Annotated in this window: 15 protein-coding genes; 2 read left to right on the forward strand and 13 right to left on the reverse strand. The window is 61.1% G+C overall.

What is annotated here, in order from left to right:
* Positions 1–74 precede the first annotated feature (74 nt).
* The 11 genes from ACT3UA_RS00265 to ACT3UA_RS00315 form a co-directional block, all read right to left on the reverse strand.
* Entirely contained in the window at positions 75–1,529 is a 1,455-nt protein-coding gene (locus tag ACT3UA_RS00265) for an FAD-dependent oxidoreductase (RefSeq protein WP_096285038.1), read from the reverse strand.
* 18 nt (positions 1,530–1,547) lie between these two features.
* Positions 1,548–2,327 carry a uroporphyrinogen-III C-methyltransferase gene (cobA, locus tag ACT3UA_RS00270; protein WP_096285040.1) on the reverse strand — a complete coding sequence of 260 codons (780 nt, stop codon included), beginning with the start codon at positions 2,325–2,327 and terminating at the stop codon, positions 1,548–1,550.
* Positions 2,320–3,177 (reverse strand): ABC transporter permease, encoded by an 858-nt coding sequence (locus ACT3UA_RS00275; RefSeq protein ID WP_444615305.1) that lies wholly within the window; start codon positions 3,175–3,177, stop codon positions 2,320–2,322. Before ACT3UA_RS00275 ends, cobA begins: the two co-directional genes overlap by 8 nt.
* Positions 3,152–3,892 (reverse strand): ABC transporter ATP-binding protein, encoded by a 741-nt coding sequence (locus tag ACT3UA_RS00280; protein WP_096285044.1) that lies wholly within the window; start codon positions 3,890–3,892, stop codon positions 3,152–3,154. The genes ACT3UA_RS00275 and ACT3UA_RS00280 overlap by 26 nt, the downstream gene beginning before the upstream one ends.
* The gene (locus tag ACT3UA_RS00285; protein WP_096285046.1) at positions 3,892–4,971 is read right to left on the reverse strand and encodes an ABC transporter substrate-binding protein; all 1,080 of its coding nucleotides are present in this window, start codon (positions 4,969–4,971) and stop codon (positions 3,892–3,894) included. Before ACT3UA_RS00285 ends, ACT3UA_RS00280 begins: the two co-directional genes overlap by 1 nt.
* Entirely contained in the window at positions 4,958–6,253 is a 1,296-nt protein-coding gene (locus ACT3UA_RS00290) for a sulfate adenylyltransferase subunit 1 (RefSeq protein WP_096285048.1), read from the reverse strand. Before ACT3UA_RS00290 ends, ACT3UA_RS00285 begins: the two co-directional genes overlap by 14 nt.
* Before the next feature lies 1 nt (position 6,254).
* A complete protein-coding gene (cysD, locus tag ACT3UA_RS00295) occupies positions 6,255–7,178 on the reverse strand; it encodes a sulfate adenylyltransferase subunit CysD (RefSeq protein ID WP_096285050.1) in 924 nt (307 codons plus the stop codon).
* A 16-nt stretch (positions 7,179–7,194) separates the two neighbouring features.
* Positions 7,195–7,905, reverse strand: coding sequence for a phosphoadenylyl-sulfate reductase (locus tag ACT3UA_RS00300; RefSeq protein WP_096285052.1), 711 nt, complete (start codon positions 7,903–7,905; stop codon positions 7,195–7,197).
* Positions 7,902–9,602, reverse strand: a complete 1,701-nt coding sequence (locus tag ACT3UA_RS00305; RefSeq protein WP_096285054.1) for a nitrite/sulfite reductase — start codon at positions 9,600–9,602, stop codon at positions 7,902–7,904. Before ACT3UA_RS00305 ends, ACT3UA_RS00300 begins: the two co-directional genes overlap by 4 nt.
* Before the next feature lie 67 nt (positions 9,603–9,669).
* Positions 9,670–10,395 carry a sirohydrochlorin chelatase gene (locus ACT3UA_RS00310; RefSeq protein WP_096285056.1) on the reverse strand — a complete coding sequence of 242 codons (726 nt, stop codon included), beginning with the start codon at positions 10,393–10,395 and terminating at the stop codon, positions 9,670–9,672.
* Positions 10,396–10,405: 10 nt separating this feature from the next.
* Complete coding sequence (locus ACT3UA_RS00315) at positions 10,406–11,170, reverse strand: SDR family oxidoreductase (RefSeq protein WP_096285058.1); 765 nt, start codon at positions 11,168–11,170, stop codon at positions 10,406–10,408.
* Between the two features lie 249 nt (positions 11,171–11,419).
* Here ACT3UA_RS00315 and valS point away from each other — a divergent pair, with 249 nt between their 5' ends.
* Entirely contained in the window at positions 11,420–14,038 is a 2,619-nt protein-coding gene (valS, locus tag ACT3UA_RS00320; RefSeq protein WP_096285060.1) for a valine--tRNA ligase, read from the forward strand.
* A gap of 202 nt (positions 14,039–14,240) precedes the next feature.
* The gene (locus tag ACT3UA_RS00325) at positions 14,241–14,729 is read left to right on the forward strand and encodes a DUF4870 domain-containing protein (protein WP_096285062.1); all 489 of its coding nucleotides are present in this window, start codon (positions 14,241–14,243) and stop codon (positions 14,727–14,729) included.
* A gap of 95 nt (positions 14,730–14,824) precedes the next feature.
* Here the strand turns inward: ACT3UA_RS00325 and ACT3UA_RS00330 are convergent, their stop codons facing one another.
* Both ACT3UA_RS00330 and ACT3UA_RS00335 read right to left on the reverse strand, forming a co-directional pair.
* The gene (locus ACT3UA_RS00330) at positions 14,825–15,007 is read right to left on the reverse strand and encodes a hypothetical protein (protein ID WP_096285064.1); all 183 of its coding nucleotides are present in this window, start codon (positions 15,005–15,007) and stop codon (positions 14,825–14,827) included.
* A 64-nt stretch (positions 15,008–15,071) separates the two neighbouring features.
* Positions 15,072–16,064 carry a trypsin-like serine peptidase gene (locus tag ACT3UA_RS00335; protein WP_096285066.1) on the reverse strand — a complete coding sequence of 331 codons (993 nt, stop codon included), beginning with the start codon at positions 16,062–16,064 and terminating at the stop codon, positions 15,072–15,074.
* Positions 16,065–16,316 lie beyond the last annotated feature (252 nt).

A 16,316-nucleotide genomic window follows, 5' to 3' on the forward strand; every position in this document is an offset into this window, starting at 1 on the left:
GCTGGTTAAAGGAAAATGGCACTCGATGATCAAAAGATCATCGAGTGCCAGTTATTCCTGAACCTGTCTGCGTACTACAGGCTCTTAGCTAATTTTTTTGCTCGAGCAAACTCCAGCATGTCGTTGCGCTCGACGAGCTTGATGCGGTCGCGGGTGATTTCACCGAAGCGAGTTTCGAGGGTGCCTGCGGCAGCGCCCAGAGCCTTTTCCTGTTCGTCCAGGTTCATCCAGCCCTCCCAGTCTGCGTAGTCCACGCCACGGGATTCCAGGAGTTCGGCTGCACTCTGCTCGGAGGTTGGGACCGGAAGGCTGCCCAGGTCCGAAAGCAGGTGGTTGATGGTCTCCAGGGCATCGCCCTTGGTGTGGCCGATCAAGCCAATTGGACCGCGCTTGATCCATCCGGTCGCGTACAAGCCGTCGATGTGGGTGCCGCTAGCATCCAGCACACGGCCTTCGACGTTTGGCAGCACGCCGCGCTTGCCATCGTATTCGATGCCATCCACGGCAGAGCCGAAGTAGCCCACCGCACGGTAAACGGACTGGACCGGGTACTCGACGAATTCGCCGGTGCCCTTGACGTTACCGGTTCCGTCGAGTTCATTGCGTTCAAGCTTCAGGCCGGTGACCTTGCCATCTTCGCCGAGGATTTCAACCGGAGACTGCAAGAAGTGCAGGTGCAGGCGGCGAGAAGCGCTGCTGGCTTCCTCGCGTTCCTCCTGTTCAATCAACCAGTTGGTCAGGGTCGCAACCATGGTCTTGGTCTGGTTGCTGGTTCGGATTGCTTCCTCCGAACCTTCGTCAAAGTCGAAGTCTTCTTCGTACAGGACAATATCCACATCCTTGGAGTGCGACAGTTCGCGCAGTTCCAACGGGGTGAACTTCACCTGTGCCGGGCCACGGCGACCGAAGACGTGCACATCGGTGACTGCCGAGTCATTGAGCTGTTCGAAAATATGTGCCGGGATTTCGGTTTCCAGCAGCTGGTCTGCATGCTTGGAGAGGATACGGGCCACGTCCAACGCGACGTTGCCGTTGCCGATCACGGCAACTTCCTTGGCCGACAGGTCCCAGTCCTTATCCGCATCCGGGTGTGCGTCGTACCAGGAAACGAAGTCCGCGCCACCATGGGATCCAGCAAGTTCAACACCTGGGATGTTCAGGTCTGCGTCCTTCTGGGCGCCGGTTGAAATAATGACCGCGTCATAGCGTTCCTGGAGTTCTTCCAGGCTGATGTCGCGACCCAGACCAACATTTCCGTAGAAGTTGATCCAGTCATTATTCAGCACCTTGTGCAGGGCGGTGATGATGCCCTTAATGCGCGGGTGGTCCGGGGATACGCCATAGCGAATCAAGCCGAACGGGGTGGGAAGCTCATCGAAGAGGTCCACCTTGAGGGACAACTCGCCGGAGGAAACAGGCTGGCTCTTATTGAGCAGGTCTGCTGCGTAGATGCCTGCAGGACCGGCACCGACAATGGCAACGCGCAGGGCGCGGGAGGTCAAATGTCCAGGTACGTGAATTTCACTCATCAAACAACATCTACTTTCTTAGTCAGCGAATGAGGCCGACGCTGCGGCGTCGACGGTGTCCAGCGGCTGAAGTCCAACCAACTGGGTTGAAGCTTCAGGTGCCAGACGAACAACGTCACCGATCACGATGACGGCCGGATTCGCCACGGCGGCCTTGCGGGCGCGCACTACAATCTCTTCTAGCGTACCGATAGTTGTCCGCTGCGTCTGTGAGTAACCTCGCTCAACTATCCCAATTGGCGTACTTGACGCTAAGCCACGGGTAAGCAAAGTCTCAACGATTTGTGGCAGATTAGACACCCCCATCAGCACTACCAGCGTGTGATCGGCGCGCAGCGGGACGTCGGTGAGATCGTCATGGCCGCTGATCACCGTGAACCCGGCAGCCACGCCCCGATGCGTCACCGGAATTCCCGCCGCGGCAGGCACCGAAATGGAACTGGTAATTCCCGGAATGACACGAGTCGAAATTCCATGCTCCGCGGCGAATAGCATTTCTTCACCGCCGCGGCCCAGAACGAACGGGTCGCCGCCCTTCAAGCGAACCACATCAAGCCCTTCGGAAGCGTACTTGACTAGTAGTTCGTTGATTTCATTCTGGGTTTTGACGTGGCAACCGGGGGCTTTTCCGACATCAATAACTTTGACGCCCTCGGCAAGGTCCGCCAACAGCGCGGTGGGACCAAGCCGATCGGCGAGCACCACATCCGCTGCCAAAAGTGCCTTATATCCGGCCACGGTGATCAGCTCGGGATCCCCCGGGCCGCCACCAATCAGGGTTATTTTTCCCTTAGCCATTATTTCCTCCAGTTCGATTCATTCCCCGGTCGCGCAAGAGCTTGCGCTCCAAGGGGGCAAAGCATAAAAGTTCGATGAGTATGCCGACGAGCAAGATCACCAATATGACCAACATCACCAAGGGCAGGTCTGCCAGATCGCGGCCTCGTTGCAGCAACGAGCCCACCCCGAGTGCCAGCGATCCGCCCACTGCGATGAGTTCCGCGGCCATCAATGACCGCCAGGCGAAAGCCCACCCTTGCCGGAGCCCGGCAACATATCCTGGCAATGCGGCAGGCAGTTCAACGTGCCAGATATGCTGGCGTTTGTTTGCGCCGAGCACCGTGGACAGCGCGCGGTACTGCCGCGGGATCAGGTCGATTCCGGAGAGCAACCCGTTAATAATCGAGGGAACCGCGCCCAGCAAGAGAACCGTGTAGATGGTCGCATTGCTCAACCCGAAGAGAATGATGGCCGCTGGAACCCAGGCGATGGATGGAAGCACCTGCATGGCCGAGATCAGCGGCCCAATGCCCTGGCGGGCCAGTGGCTGATGGGCCAGCAGCAAGGCAACCGGAGTCGCGATGACTACCGCAAGCAGAAATCCCGTCAACGCTCGAAACAGCGAGGTACCCACGGCAGCAGCCAGCGATCCGTTGGCCAGCATCTCAGGCAATTTCGCGGCAACGGCTCCGGGGCCTGGGAAGAGGTCTTCACGGATCTGAACAGCCCACGAAGCAATCTGCCACAGGCTAATGAGCACAACCACCGTGATGATTGGCGCGATGACCGCATCCAATGATTTCTTCGCCCTGCCCTGGCGTGCGGCTTTGGCCGCAGGCCGGCTAGCTCGCTGAGTCAATGTGCTCATGCTTTCGCTGCTCCTTCCTGAGGATCGTTGTGAGCTCATCGGCGAGGGCGGCCGACTGGGCGGGGTCGTTTCTTAGTTGGGTGGAGATGCGCCGGGTCTCCAGGATTCGCCCCGGATGGGAAGAAAGCACCAGGATCCGGCCGGACAGCCGAATCGCTTCGCGCACATTGTGGGTGACGAAGATGATCGTCTTGCCTGTCTGCTGCCAGAGATTCCGCAATTCTTCATGCAGCATGTCTCGGGTGATCGCATCCAACGCGGCGAACGGTTCGTCCATCAGCAGCACCTGGCGGTCCTGGGCGAGGGCCCGTGCCAGCGCCACGCGCTGCCGCATGCCGCCGGAGAGTTCATGTGGCTTTTTCTTTCCGGCTTGCCCCAACTGCACCAGTCGGAGCAATTCGGCAACTCGCACCTCACGTTGCTCGGCCGGGTATCCCCCAAGTTTCAACGCCAGCGAAATGTTCTGCGCTGCGCTGAGCCACGGGAGCAGATTTGCATCTTGGAACATGAAGGCGGCGCCGTCTTTGGGGACTTCGAGCCACCCGGAGGTGGGCTGGAGCAGTCCGGCAATCAGGTTCAGCAGCGAGGATTTACCGCAGCCCGAGGCCCCGAGGATGGCAATGAATTCACCGTCTTCGATCTGTGCGCTGAGATTCTCTATCACCAGATCCGCGCCATCATAGCTCAGCGAAACTTCGTGGAGTTCCACACCCATCAGTCTGTCCCGATCCATTGGTCGTTTACGATCTTGGAAAGATCTCCAGAATCGCCCAAGCCTGCGGATTCGAGGTGCTCCATCAGCGTCGGGAAGGTGCTTTCCAACGGATTCTCATCGAATCCGACCTCGCCAAGCGCCGCACCGATAACCGTATCCGGCAGGCTGCTCCCGTTGATCCCGGTCAAGGCTTCCTGCACCGCGGCCAGGCGTTCGGCGGGTTCTGCCGAGTTCAACCAGCCGATGGCTTCGGCGTTGGCGGCAACCAGTTCCTTGACCGTTTGCGGGTGTTCTTCCAAGAAGTCTTGGTTGACCACTAATACGGTCGTCGGGAACTTGCCATCGGGCCACAGCGTCGCCTCGTCCACCAGCCGGTGGGCGCCGTATTGCTCGACGAGCAGCGAAGCATGCGGTTCCGGAAGCCACGCTCCATCGATGGCCTCGCGAGCGAATAACTGGGGAACCGTGCCATTCGAGCTTGGTGTCACGGTCACCGAGTCTTGGATCCCGCGTTCTTGCAGGTAGTTCCGCAAGGCCACATCCTGGGTCCCGCCGAACTGCGGCGTGGCAAGCTCGGTACCGGCCAGCTGTTGAACCGAAGCAATATCTTCGGAAACCACCAGGCTCGCTCCCCCATTCGTTGCCCCGGCGACGACCTGCAACGAGGATCCACCACTGGACAGATAGCTATTGAGCGCCGGAGCCGGCCCCAGATAGGCTGCGTCCAGCGCCCCGCTATTAAGCGCTTCGATGGCCGCCGGACCGGCATTGAAGATTTGCGTCTCCAACGCCGTGGAATCCGTCTCCAGCGCCGATTCCAAGATGCCGCGCCGGTCGGCGATGAGCGCCGGGGCATGGGTGACATTGGCAAAGTACCCCAGGCGCAACTCCGCTGCCGGACTCGGGCCGGCCACCGAACTTCGTTCCGTGCTCGGCGGCGGAACGACGGTCGTGGTCAGCGCCAATGCCGCCAGCACTCCAACGAGCACAACCCCGGCAAAACGCGCCCGGTGATTGGGCTGCTCAACCAGCGAGGTGAAGCGTTGGCGTTCGGAGGATTGGTGCTCAGGCGGCTGCATTCTGGGCCTCGATAATTCCCGCTGCCAAGGTCTGCCCGCTGCTCGGATCGATCAGCAGGAATGAACCGGCGGTGCGTGAGTCTTGGTACTCGGAGACGGCCAAGGCCGCCGAACTGCGCACCGTCACGCGAGCCAGGTCGTTCAGATTCAGCTCGGTGGCCGCGCTGCGCGAGAAGTCGGCCACGTTGATCACGTGATCCAGGCTTTGGATCTTCGCCTTGGCTACCTTCGTGCCGTGCTTGATGAGCAGCTGCTGTCCGGCGGTGAGCTTGGCCGGAGCCAGCACGCAAATATTGGCTTCGATCTCGCGCACCGCGGCATCGAGCTCCCCGGCGATGATCGTGTCGCCGCGGGCAATATCGATCTCTTCGCTCAGCTGCACGACGACCGCGTCTCCGGCGAGCGCGGTGTCCACCATGCCGGCCGGGGTTCGGATGGCCTTGATCCGGCTGCTGGCCGGCTGGCCGTTGGACAGGATGGCTACCGAATCGCCGACCGACAGTCCCCCGTCGACCAGGGTGCCGGCGTAACCGCGGAAGTCGCGGTATTCTTCGGCGTCCAGTCCGGCGGCAAGCGCCCCCTGCGGGCGGATGACGTACTGGACATCGAGCCGGCCGGCGCCCTGGCCGCCGCCCGGTTCGAGACCTTCGAGGAGCCCGAGCAGGGTGGGGCCGGCATACCAGTCGCTGAGCGCCGAAGCGTCGACGATGTTATCGCCGTTCAGTGCCGAGACCGGGATGACCGCGCTCTGCGTGATGCCAAGGCCGGCGGCGATCTGCAGAATGTCGGTTTCGATGTCGCTGAAGCGTTGTTCGTCCCAGCCGACCAGATCCATCTTGTTCACGGCCACCACCAGCTGCGGCACCCGCAGCAAGGCAAGCACCCCGAGGTGCCGGCGGGTTTGCTCCAGCACTCCGTGCCGCGCGTCGACCAGCACGATCGCCGCATCCGCGGTGGATGCCCCGGTGACGGTATTGCGCGTGTACTGCACGTGGCCCGGGCAGTCGGCCAGGATGAAGGAGCGGTTCTGGGTGGAGAAGTACCGGTAGGCCACGTCGATGGTGATGCCCTGTTCCCGTTCGGCACGCAGTCCGTCGGTGACCAGCGCCAGGTCCAGGGCCGGGGTCTCTCCGCCGAAGCCGCGTTCGGCGCTGGTCCGGGCGATGTCGTCCAGCGAGTCGGCGAGGATGGCTTTGGCGTCATGCAGCAGCCGGCCCACAAGCGTTGATTTTCCGTCGTCTACCGAGCCTGCGGTGGCGATGCGGAGCAGTGTGGTGGTCATTTTAGAAGTACCCTTCGGTCTTGCGGTCTTCCATTCCCGCAGCGGAAATTCGGTCATCTGCACGGGTGGCGCCGCGTTCGGTCAAGGTTGCCAGGGCTAGTTCATCCAATACCTTGGGCACCGTATCCGCCGCGGAGAGCACCGCGCCGGTGCAGCTTGCGTCTCCCACGGTGCGGTAGCGCACCTGCCGGATGCTCACGATCTCTCCCTTGGCCGGCTGCGAGACGGAGGTGACCGCCCGCCACATGCCGTCGCGTTCGAAGACCTGGCGCTTATGGGCGAAGTAGATGGGTGGCAGCTCGATCTGTTCCTGCTCGATATAGGCCCAGATGTCGCGTTCGGTCCAGTTGGAGATCGGGAAGGCGCGCACATGTCCACCGGGGGCGTGCCGTCCGTTGTACAGGCTCCAGATTTCCGGGCGCTGGTTGCGCGGATCCCACACCCCGAATTCATCGCGGAGGGACAAGATGCGTTCCTTGGCGCGGGCCTTGTCTTCGTCGCGTCGGGCCCCGCCGAAGACGACGTCGAAGCGGTTGGCCTCGATGGTGTCCAGCAGCACCCGGGTCTGCAACCGGTTGCGCGTGCCATCGGCCAGCTCGGTCAATTCGCCGCGGTCAATATATTCCTGCACCGAGCCGACAACCAGGTTCAGTCCGTAGCGGGCCACCACCTGGTCACGGAATCTGAGTACCTCGCCGAAGTTGTGGCCGGTGTCGATATGCACAACCGGGATCGGCACCCGGGCGGGGAACACGGCCTTGGCTAGCAGGTGCAGTACGACTACCGAGTCTTTTCCTCCGGAGAACAGCAATCCGGGATTTTCGAATTCGGCGAGCACCTCGCGGATGATGTGAATTGATTCGGCTTCTAAGGCGTCAAGGACGCTGCGCCGCGCTTGGGTGGGCGCGTTGGCTGTAATGGTCATTTGCTTCTCTCCTCGACTAGATGTGTATGCCGCATTCGGTTTTCGCCAGCCCCGCCCAGCGACCTGCGCGGGGGTCTTCGCCTTCGGCCACCGGCCGGGTGCATGGTTGGCAGCCAATGGATGGATACCCGTGGGCGAGCAGCATATTCACCGGAACCGAGTGCTCCGTGGCGTAGCCGATGAGCTCCTCAAAGGTCCAGGCGGCCAGCGGGTTGAACTTCACCAGCCCGTGGGCTTCGTCGAAGGCCACCAGCGGGGTGTTCACTCTGGTGGGTGCCTCGTCGCGGCGCACCCCGGTGAACCAAGCCCCGTAGCCGTTCAGGGCGTTCTTCAGGGGATCCATCTTTCGCATCTGGCAGCAGGACGCTGCATCGCGGGCGAATAGCTCCTTGCCGAATTTGGCGTCTTGCTCTGCCACCGTGAGCTCGGGCAGGACGTCGATGATGCGTACCGGCAGGGCCCGGGCGACCTCGTTGCGGGTCGCAATGGTTTCGGCGAAGTGGTACCCGGTTTCCAGGAACAGCACGTCCACCTCTGGAATCGTTTCGGAGACCAGGTGCGGGAGTACCGCGTCTGCCATGGAACAAGCCACCGCAATCTCGCGTAGTTCAAAGTGCGTGGCCGCGAATTTGATGACCTGTTCGGCGGTTGCGTCCCAGCCAAGTTCTTCGGCTCCTAGGGCGGCGATCCGCCGGAGCTCAGATTCGCTGCGCTGTACGGTGCTCATACCAGTTTCTCCTCCTCCGCGCGGTGTGCCCAGGCGGCGAATGACTCGTTCTCCTCGGCGTGGGTTGAATAGCTTTTGACGACGCGTTCCACGTATTCGGGCAGCTCGTCGGCGGCGACCTTCAGCCCGCGAACGGTGCGGCCGAGTCCTGCCTCGCCGTTCTCGAAGCCGGCCAGCGTTCCGCCGAGGTGCACCTGGAATCCGGAGACCTGTTCGCCTTCGGCGTTGGTAATCAGCTGTCCTTTCAGCCCGATGTCTGCGGTCTGGATTCGGGCGCAGGAGTTCGGGCAGCCGTTGACATGCAGGGACAGGGCCTTGGGGAGCTTTCCCTCGTGGTCCGCTAGCCTTGACTCGATTTTTTTGACCGCGTCGATGGTGGTGTCCTTGGTATCGACGATGGCCAGTTTGCAGAATTCGATGCCGGTGCAGGCGATGGCCGAACGCTTGATCAGCCCGGGAAAGGGGTCCAGCCCCAGTTCCTGCACCGCAGTGGTGAAGGCATCGACCTGGTCTGCGGGAATATCCAGGGCGATCACCTTTTGGTGCGGGGTGGTGCGCAGCCTGGTGGAACCGGCCGCTTCGACGAGGTCTGCGAGCTTGTTCAGGATGCTTCCCGAGACCCGGCCCACCGGTGGGGTGAGCCCGATATAGAACCGGCCGTCCTTTTGCTCATGCACTCCGGAGTGGTCCCCTGATTCTTCCGGTTTGACCGCCGGCGGGCCATCTGGAAGCTCATAGCCGAGGTATTCGTCCTGGAGGACCTGGCGGAACTTCTCGGTTCCCCAATCGGCGAGCAGGAACTTCAAGCGGGCCCGGTTGCGCAGGCGGCGGAAACCGTAGTCGCGGAATATGGAGGTGACGCCCTCCCATACTTCGGCCGCCTTTGCTTCGCTGACGAAGGTGCCGAGGCGTTCGCCAAGTCGCGGGTTGGCAGATAATCCGCCGCCCACCCAGAGGTCATATCCTGCACCGAGTTCCGGGTGCACGACGCCGATCAGCGCGAAGTCGTTGATCTCATGGACGACATCCTGATTCGGATGACCGGTAATGGCGGTCTTGTACTTGCGTGGCAGGTTGGAGAATTCCGGGTTGCCCACATAGCGTCGGGCGATCTCTTGGATCACCGGGGTGGGGTCGATGATCTCATTCTTGGCGATGCCGGCCACCGGTGAGCCCAGGATGACGCGCGGGACGTCTCCGCAGGCTTCGGTGGTGTTCAGGCCCACCGCTTCGAGGCGGCGCCAGATTTCTGGCACATCAACCACGTCCACCCAGTGCAGCTGAATATTCTGCCGGTCGGTGAAGTCGGCCGTGTCGCGGGCGAATTCGGTGGAGATCCCGGCGATGACGCGCAGCTGCTCGGTGCTCAGCGCCCCGCCGTCGATGCGCACTCGAAGCATGAAGTACTTGTCTTCAAGTTCGTGCGGCTCAAGGGTGGCGGTCTTCCCGCCGGGAATGCCCTGGGCGCGTTGGGTGTATAGGCCCCACCAACGGAAACGACCGTGCAGGTCATCTGGATCTATCGAGTCGAAGCCTTTGAGCGCGTAGATCTGTTCGATACGTTCCCGGACGTTCAGTCCGTCGTCGGCGGCTTTGAGTTCCTCGTTATGGTTCAACGGCTCGTGGCCGTCGATCTTCCATTGACCTTGAGGTTTAGCTGCCCGCTTGGGGCGAACGGGTGCGGTTGATTGCGTCATGTAAGCCAGCGTAGAAACCAGCCCCGGGGGGCTGGCAACCACGAGTAGTCACATGAACGCGCTTTACTCAATCACGATGCACTTCGTCATCTAAGGAAAGCCAACCGGCCGCTTTGAGCGCCTCTTGGAGTCTTACGAAGAAACATTTAGCGATCATGACGTCCGGCAACAGCGGGCTTGTGATCACCGAGGCACCCGTGCTAGCGAGGCGCGTTTGGAATAAACCATCGGCGAGCAGCGCGCTCAGCACGAGCACCGGTGTCTGGATTTCGGTGGAGAGCAGATCCTGGATCAGCGGCTTGGCGCCGGCGCAGTAAGCGACCTGCACTTCGCGTCCAAGCTCGACCGAGAGCCGTTCTGCCAGTTTCCGGACCTGTAGCTGGCCTTTTTCTAGTCGGGTTCCGGCCGCGGCTAGAACAACGCTTGGGTGCTCTGCAAGATGAGCTTGCGCGCGTTGCGCCAAGACTTTGGCAAGATCCGGCAAGGAGCCAAGCGGGGCGGCCGCGGTGGTGTTGGCTCTGGCCGCTACCGCGCCGGCGATGTCATAGGTCGTATGCACTCCGTCTGCCACCAGCAGCGGCAAGACCACTGCCGGTTCATCTGCGGGCAGTGAGCCGAGCACTTCGGGAAGCCGCGGCTGCTGGACATCTACATAGGCTTCATGCCACACCAGCTCGGTGAGCCCGGCGTCGCGTGCCAGCTCTTCGAGCTGTGCGCGCAGCTCGTGGATCAGCTGCTGGCCGCGTTCATTATCGGTGCCGTGCGAAGCGGCAAGTACGTGTATTCGTCCCATATTAGGTGTCCTAGCCCTTGCGGATCAGCTTGTGATTGGCGGCCTGAGCCTGCGGACGGATCACGATTTCGTCGAGGTTCACATGGGCCGGCGCGCTGACCGCGTAGCGGATCACCTCGGCCACGTCTTCGGCGGTCAATGGTTCGGCGACCCCGGCGTAGACGTTCTCCGCGGCTTCCTTGCTTCCCAGCCGGCGTAATGCGAATTCTTCGGTCTGCACCAGACCCGGAAGGATCTCGATGACGCGAATCCCGTTTTCGACTTCCTCCAGGCGCAACGCCTGGCTCATGGCGCGCTGCGCCGACTTTGCAGCGTTATATCCGCTGCCGCCTTCGTAGCTGGCCAATGCCGCGGTGGAGGTGACATTCAGGATTGTGCCACCGGTGGTGCGCAGCGACGGCAGCAGCGCTCGGGTCAGCCGCATGGTGCCCATGACGTTCGACTGCCACATGAACTCCCAATCTTCGTCTTTGGCCTCGGCCCAGTAGTCGCTGCCGCGTGCGCCGCCTGCGCAGTTCACCAGCGTGTCCGCACCGCCTTGTTCGGCGACGCTGAGCACCAGTGCGTCCACCTCGGACTGCACGCTCACGTCGGCGGCCAAGGCAATCGCACCGCTCTCCGCGGCCAGGGCGTTGAGCCGCTCGGCACGGCGGGCCACGGCGAAGACCTTCCAGCCTTGTGCGCGAAGTGCGCGCACCGTTGCCTGTCCGATGCCGCTGGACGCGCCGGTGACGAGGGCCGAACGGGAGATTTCAGTATTTTGCGAAGTAGTCATACCCCAACCTTAGAACTTCGCGGCTTCGGGGCGTGCGGCGATGAATTTGTCTTACGCGAAGACTTTCTGCGTTTCTAGTTCTCCGGCGGCCCTGCCTGGCTTGGGCCAAGCCTAGGCAAACTCTTCTGGGACGAGTGCACTATTGGCTCTGGCCCTTTGACGCTCTCCGTGCACAGCGTTGCTGGTCAAGTGGCCGAGACCATGGATCACAATGCCCGGCTCCCCGGCAAAGCATGGAAGAATGGAACCATGGCAGAAGACAACTTGGGCACAGACACGCCCGCAACGGTTTCCGTTCCTGACAAGCCCGCTTTGGAAGGCTTGGAGGAACGTCTTTCGTCCCGGTGGCGCACCGAGGGCACCTATCACTTCAACGAGGACACGACCCGCGAGGCCGTTTACTCCATCGACACTCCCCCACCGACCGCTTCGGGTTCCCTGCACGTAGGACACATGTTCTCCTACACGCAGACCGACGTGTTGGCTCGCTTCCAGCGCATGAGCGGCAAGAACGTGTTCTACCCGTTGGGCTGGGATGACAACGGCCTGCCCACCGAGCGTCGCGTGCAGAACTACTATGGCGTTCGCTGCGATCCGACCAAGCCGTACATCGAGGGCTACCGCCCGCCGGAGTCCCCGGCGAAGAACCAGCGCGACTGGGATGTGGTGAGCCGCAAGAACTTCATTGAACTCTGCGAAGAATTGGCGGTCGAAGACGAGAAGGTCTTCGAGCACCTGTTCAGCACCTTGGGCCTGTCCGTGGACTGGCGCATGACCTACCGCACCATCGATGACAATTCCCGCGCCGTATCGCAGCGCGCCTTCCTGGAAAACCTGGCGGAGGGCGATGCCTACATGGCAGAGGCGCCTACCCTGTGGGATGTTACTTTCCGCACCGCGGTGGCCCAGGCGGAACTCGAAGACCGCGAAATGCCCGGTGCCTACTACCGCTACGCATTCAATGCCGAAGGCGGCGAGCAGGTTTTCATCGAGACCACCCGCCCGGAGCTGCTCGCGGCCTGCGCAGGTCTTGTGGCCCACCCCGAAGACGAGCGTTACAAGCACCTCTTCGGCAAGACCGTCACCTCGCCAATCTTCGGCGTACCGGTGACCGTCTACCCGCACCCGCTGGCCCAGCCAGACAAGGGTTCGGGTATCGCCATGGTCTGCACCTTCGGCGACCTGACCGACGTCACCTGGTGGCGCGAACTGCAGCTTCCAACCCGTGCCATCATCGGCCGAGACGGCCGAATCCTGGCCGACACCCCGGAGTGGATCAGCACCGAAGCCGGCCAGGCCGCCTACGCAGAGATCGCGGCCAAGACCGTATTCTCCGCCAAGGAAAGCGTCGTCAAGATGCTCACCGAGGCGGATCTGCTCGATGGCGAGCCGAAGAAGGTCTCCCGTCCGGTGAACTTCTTTGAAAAGGGCGACAAGCCACTGGAGATCGTCACCTCGCGTCAGTGGTACATCCGCAATGGCGGGCGCGACGAAGAGCGCCGCACCCAGATGATCGCGCGCGGCGAGCAGATCGATTTCCATCCTTCGTTCATGCGCTCGCGCTACGAGAACTGGGTCTCGGGACTAAATGGCGACTGGCTGGTTTCCCGCCAGCGCTTCTTCGGCGTGCCGGTACCTGTTTGGTACAAGGTCGACGAACAGGGCGAACCGGATTACGATGCTCCGATCTTGCCCGAGATAGCGCAGCTTCCGGTTGACCCGGCTGCCGACGCTCCGGCAGGATTCACCGAGGATCAGCGCGGCGTGGCCGGCGGCTTCATCGGTGACGCAGATGTGCTCGATACCTGGGCTACCAGCTCGCTGACTCCACAGATCGCGGGCCGCTGGGGACGCGACGACCAGTTCTTCTCCAAGGTCTATCCCTTCGATCTGCGCCCGCAGGGCCACGACATCATCCGCACCTGGCTGTTCTCCACCGCCGTGCGCGCAGATGCGCTGCACAACGATGTCCCATGGAAGCATGCGGCCATCTCCGGTTGGATCCTGGATCCAGATCGCAAGAAGATGTCCAAGTCCAAGGGCAACGTTGTGGTTCCGAACGAGGTTCTGGAGAAGTTCGGTTCTGACGCCGTGCGCTACTGGGCAGCCAGCGCCAAGCTGGGCGCGGACACCGCCTACGAGATCAACCAGATGAAAATCGGTCGCCGCTTGGCGATCAAGATTCTCAACGCCTCGAAGTTCGTCTTGAACCTGGGCGCCACCGAGGCCAATGTGCTCACCGATGACGCATCGGTGGTGGCCAACGGCCTGGACCGCTCGCTGCTTCTGCGTCTGTCCACGGTCATCCGGGACGCACAGCGTGCCTTTGAGAATTACGACTACGCCCGTGCCTTGGACATCACCGAGTCCTTCTTCTGGTCATTCACCGACGATTACGTCGAGCTGGTCAAGGATCGCGCCTACGGCGGTCATGGTGCAGAGGAGCAGGCTAGCGTCCTGGCAACTCTGGCTACGACCTTGGATTCGGTGCTGCGTTTGTTCGCACCGTTCCTGCCGTTCGCTACCGAAGAGGTTTGGGGCTGGTGGCGCACCGGTTCGGTGCACCTGTCGCAGTGGCCGAGTTCCGCGCACCTGACGGCCGCTACCGAAGGCGCCGACGCAACGGTTCTCCCAACCGTCGGCATGGCACTTTCTGGCATCCGCAAGGCCAAGTCGGACGCTAAGGTCAAGCAGCGCACCGAGGTCCTCTCCGGTGAGATCCATGCACCGGCGGTTCAGGTTGAACAGCTGCGGGCCGGCTTCGCCGACCTCAAGTCGGCCGGCAACGCACGCGAACTGACTTTGGTTGAGGCCAAAGGCGAGCTGAGCGTAGTGAACGTGGAATTGGCTCCCGCAGAAGAAGCCTAGTCTTCGAAAACAGCGTGTGAAGAAGGCCGTCGAGATTCTCTCGACGGCCTTCTTCATGCCTGAGCCGTTCCACGAATCGACCTTCGAAGACGATGCCGAAGTCGCTTGTTGGTTCTCAACGCCTTGATATTATTTATTCATGCCTTAGAGTCAAGGGGTACGCTCATACTACGTATTCAAGCTGCTCTCCAGGGAGGCTCGCATGACTACCACGCCGGAAGACCCAAATGACTCCGATCCGCTCAGCGAGGGCCATCGCTCGACCCCCTCGCCTGGCGAATCAACGACGCCCCCTTCCAGTTCAGAACCGGCTGGACCATATCCGGGACAGGTGAATGACCCGCAGCAGGGCTACCAGGGGCAAAACCCGGATGAGAACCTCCAACGGATTCAGCTCAACGGCTGGCTATCTGCATTCTTCGGCATTATCCCGGCGCTGATCTTCTTTATCATCGACAAGGAACGCACCAATCCGATAGTGCGAGACTTCCATCGAGATACCCTGAATTTCAGCATCATCCGCGCGATCATCGGCTTGTTGGCGCTCCTGCCCGTGGTCGGCTGGGTCATCGGTCTGCTCGGTGGCCTCATCTGCTTCGTGGTGGCCATCGTGGCCGCAGTTAATGCTCCGAACGAGTATCAGGCAGGTCGTTCTTACAGGTATCCCTTCAATTTCACGTTCGTGAGCTAGCCAAGTAGCCGCGTTGCGGGCGATACCTAGCGTGCTGCTCTCGAACCTGTCGGTTCGAGAGCAGCACGCGTTAACCAGAATGTCCAGCGACAGGGTCAGTTGCCGTCCTCATCCTTGCTTTGCCCGGTTGGGCTTGGTATTACTACCTGCATCGGCTTGGCATCCTGCTTTCGCATGTCGTTAAAATATGCAAGCTGTTCGCTGACCGTTTGATCCAACTTTTGCCTAGTGCGCTTTTCGCTGGCACATTCCCCAGCGGCTTCATCCTCTGCTTGCATCCCCTGCTCCTCAACGGATTTGGGCGGAATGTCGTCACTGACATTCCGCCCAAATCACGTCCTGCTAGTTCTGAGCTGCGTTATATGCCTGCTCAACGACCGATCCCCAGTAGGGGCCGAACATCGTGTTACGCACTCCACTGTAACCGAAGCTGTTGACGGAGTTCTGGTATCCATCGGAACCGCCGAGGAACCATGGGCCGCCGGAGGATCCGCCCGTCATGTCGCAGGGAATGCCTTGGGACTGCGACTGTCCGTAGGGATCATCAGTGGCAGATCCACTACAGGACTGCAAAGTTTCACCGTTGAACGGGGTCGCGGCGGGGTATCCGAAAGCTGTGTAGCTCAATCCGCGCGCCTGGTTGAAGGCTACGCCCGAAGCTCCAACCTGATCTGCGAGGCTTACCCCGCTGTTGTCGGTGACCACCGCGAAGGCGGTGTCGTAGCTGATGTCTCCGCCGTTGCTCCACTGGGTTGGGGTGACCAGTTCGGTAGCCGCGAAGGAGCCATAGGGTGCGTTGCCGTTTTCATAGGCTGGAACGAACACCCATCGAGTTGCGAAGGCGCCCGGTCCTTCATTGGCGCAGTGGCCGGCAGTGGACACGGTCGATTCATTGGCCGAGACAACCGAGTTGCCCGAGCAAACGTAATCAGATCCGCCGAGGGTGAAGAACACCTTGCCGATATGGGACACCGGAGTGACTGCAGATCCCTTTTTCGGCTTGTTGGCGTTCTCGTTGCGCTTCAGCGCTTCCTGGCCGGCAATCTTCTTTGATTTGCCCGCCTTCAGTGGCGCGTTTGAGGCTGCTTTACCGTGGGCGAGGCTGTCAGCGGACTTGGCGTTTTCCATGCGCTCAGAAGTCCAGTAACTCATTGCATTTTCCGCCTGCGACAAGGTAATGCTTGTCGACTCGATCTTGTCCGTGGGGGCTGTGGGGGCAGCCATAGCCATCGATGCACTTCCACCGATGAGTCCGCCGGCCAGCAAAAGCGCGGCGAAAGCTCTGCCCTTGTTTTTGCCCTTCTTTGGACCACGATCTTCGTATCTATCTTGCACGATTTCTCCCTATCTGGCGGATGGGGGCCGCCATCGAAAGCATGTGCCGAAGCACCTGTGGGAGTTAGTCAAACACATCTTTCAGGCATTACCTAGGGGTTTCCAACAAGAAATTTGACAGTCCATTGTCGCTACCGTCAAAAAATATGAAACGGATTTTTTCCTACTAATAACTTCTGCGGGAGACAATCACGGCCCCGAAAACCAGGGCGCGCCTTTTGCCTTGGGGTTGCATTCGCTACTCACCAGTAA

Origin of the sequence: Glutamicibacter sp. 363, assembly GCF_052379505.1 — a bacterium.
Classification (GTDB): domain Bacteria; phylum Actinomycetota; class Actinomycetes; order Actinomycetales; family Micrococcaceae; genus Glutamicibacter.

Bases quoted from the DNA above. Each gene is read 5' to 3' on its own strand.
- ACT3UA_RS00310 (WP_096285056.1), bottom strand. From the start codon at position 10,395: ATGGGACGAATACACGTACTTGCCGCTTCGCACGGCACCGATAATGAA.
- ACT3UA_RS00275 (WP_444615305.1), bottom strand. From the start codon at position 3,177: ATGAGCACATTGACTCAGCGAGCTAGCCGGCCTGCGGCCAAAGCCGCA.
- ACT3UA_RS00290 (WP_096285048.1), bottom strand. From the start codon at position 6,253: ATGACCACCACACTGCTCCGCATCGCCACCGCAGGCTCGGTAGACGAC.
- ACT3UA_RS00285 (WP_096285046.1), bottom strand. From the start codon at position 4,971: ATGCAGCCGCCTGAGCACCAATCCTCCGAACGCCAACGCTTCACCTCG.
- ACT3UA_RS00300 (WP_096285052.1), bottom strand. From the start codon at position 7,905: ATGAGCACCGTACAGCGCAGCGAATCTGAGCTCCGGCGGATCGCCGCC.
- ACT3UA_RS00280 (WP_096285044.1), bottom strand. From the start codon at position 3,892: ATGGGTGTGGAACTCCACGAAGTTTCGCTGAGCTATGATGGCGCGGAT.
- cobA (WP_096285040.1), bottom strand. From the start codon at position 2,327: ATGGCTAAGGGAAAAATAACCCTGATTGGTGGCGGCCCGGGGGATCCC.
- ACT3UA_RS00330 (WP_096285064.1), bottom strand. From the start codon at position 15,007: ATGCAAGCAGAGGATGAAGCCGCTGGGGAATGTGCCAGCGAAAAGCGC.
- ACT3UA_RS00265 (WP_096285038.1), bottom strand. From the start codon at position 1,529: ATGAGTGAAATTCACGTACCTGGACATTTGACCTCCCGCGCCCTGCGC.
- cysD (WP_096285050.1), bottom strand. From the start codon at position 7,178: ATGACCATTACAGCCAACGCGCCCACCCAAGCGCGGCGCAGCGTCCTT.
- ACT3UA_RS00315 (WP_096285058.1), bottom strand. From the start codon at position 11,170: ATGACTACTTCGCAAAATACTGAAATCTCCCGTTCGGCCCTCGTCACC.
- ACT3UA_RS00305 (WP_096285054.1), bottom strand. From the start codon at position 9,602: ATGACGCAATCAACCGCACCCGTTCGCCCCAAGCGGGCAGCTAAACCT.
- ACT3UA_RS00325 (WP_096285062.1), top strand. From the start codon at position 14,241: ATGACTACCACGCCGGAAGACCCAAATGACTCCGATCCGCTCAGCGAG.
- valS (WP_096285060.1), top strand. From the start codon at position 11,420: ATGGCAGAAGACAACTTGGGCACAGACACGCCCGCAACGGTTTCCGTT.